The organism is Flavobacterium sp. J49, from assembly GCF_011742145.1.
In the GTDB taxonomy this organism is placed as follows: Bacteria; Bacteroidota; Bacteroidia; order Flavobacteriales; family Flavobacteriaceae; genus Flavobacterium.
Genome location: NZ_JAAQQU010000015.1, coordinates 1 through 341, shown reverse-complemented (window position 1 = coordinate 341; position 341 = coordinate 1). Strand labels below are relative to the sequence as shown.

The 341-nt window shown below is 45.2% G+C and carries 1 protein-coding gene; it reads left to right on the top strand.

What is annotated here, in order from left to right:
* Positions 1-341, top strand: a 341-nt coding sequence (locus HA632_RS14050; protein WP_176305206.1) for a SprB repeat-containing protein, incomplete at both ends; no start/stop codon positions are given.

The window sequence follows — 341 nt, the reverse complement described above, 5'->3', positions numbered from 1 at the left end:
ACTACCAACGTATCTTGTTTTGCAGGAAACAATGGAAGTGTAACAGTAACGGCTACCGGTGGAACTTCGCCTTATACTATTTTATGGTCTAATGGCGGCACAACCTTTACGGCTAACAATTTTGCAGCAGGTACTTATACCGCCGTGGTAACCGATGCTAACGGATGTACTTCCAATGTAAGTGTAACCATCACGCAACCGGCAACGGCTTTGGCTTCTACTAATACGACTACCAACGTATCTTGTTTTGCAGGAAACAATGGAAGTGTAACAGTAACGGCTACCGGTGGAACGGCTCCTTATACCATTTTATGGTCTAATGGAGGCACAACCTTTACCGC